Here is a 1,029-nt window from a genome sequence, read left to right as displayed (position 1 = left end):
TGCTTGAGCAACGTTGCCGCTCACCGGTGACGTTGCAGCGCGATTTGAAGCGAGCCCGGATCGTTCTGCTGGCAGCAGCAGGTCGCAGCACCCGATCGATCGCCAAGGAGGTTGGGGTCCAGCCTCGGATTGTCAGCCTTTGGCGGCACCGCTATGCGGATCATGGTCTTGAAGGTCTGCAAAGCAAGCCCCTGCCGGGCAAACAGCCGATCTATACGAAGGCCACTGACAAGCGGATTTTGAAGTTGCTCGATAAGTCGCCCCCCGCTGGGTACGCGCGCTGGACTGGGCCTCTGCTGGCTGGGGAACTTGGCGATGTCGACGTGCAATATGTCTGGCGGTTCTTGCGCGGTAACAAGATCGATCTCGTCGCTCGCAAGTCTTGGTGCGAGAGCAGCGACCCGCAGTTTACGGCCAAAGCCGCCGACGTGGTTGGCCTCTATGTCGCCCCACCGAAAAAGGCCATTGTGCTATGCGTGGACGAAAAGCCCTCGATTCAGGCCTTGGAAAGAGCGCAGGGTTATCTGAAACTGCCCAACGGCAGATCCCTGACCGGGCAAAGTCACGACTACAAGCGGCATGGCACGACCACGCTGTTTGCAGCGCTGGAAGTCGCTACCGGGAAGATCCTTGCGACGCATTCGAAGCGACGTCGCCGGGTCGAGTTTCTCGACTTCATGGATCGCGTGACCGCAGCATTTCCGAACCGACAGCTTCACGTCATTCTCGACAACCTCAGCACCCATCAGAGGAACGAGGAATGGCTCGAGGCACATCCCAATGTGAAATTTCATTTTACGCCCACCAGCGCATCCTGGCTCAATCAGGTCGAGGTGTGGTTTTCGATCCTACAGGGGCAGTCGTTGAGCGGCGCCTCGTTCACAAGCCTCAAACAGCTCGAGCAGCACATCGATGCCTACATCAAAGCATATAACGGCAAGGCTGAGCCATTCGTCTGGACCAAGAAAAAGGTCCGCCAGCGTCCCTTCAAAGGTCGACGTATCACTCAGCTCTGATTCCGGGTACTAG

General features: G+C 57.8%; 1 protein-coding gene. It reads left to right on the top strand.

Annotated elements, in window-relative coordinates; genetic code table 11:
* A partial coding sequence (locus tag AC0L27_RS41045) for an IS630 family transposase (RefSeq protein WP_473323778.1) occupies positions 1-1,016 on the top strand: 1,016 nt, incomplete at its 5' end.
* Between the last annotated feature and the right edge of the window lie 13 nt (positions 1,017-1,029).

This window comes from Bradyrhizobium sp. Ken51 (assembly GCF_055807435.1).
The sequence above is the reverse complement of the archived record's forward strand: the minus strand, read 5'-3'. Positions and strand labels throughout refer to the sequence as shown.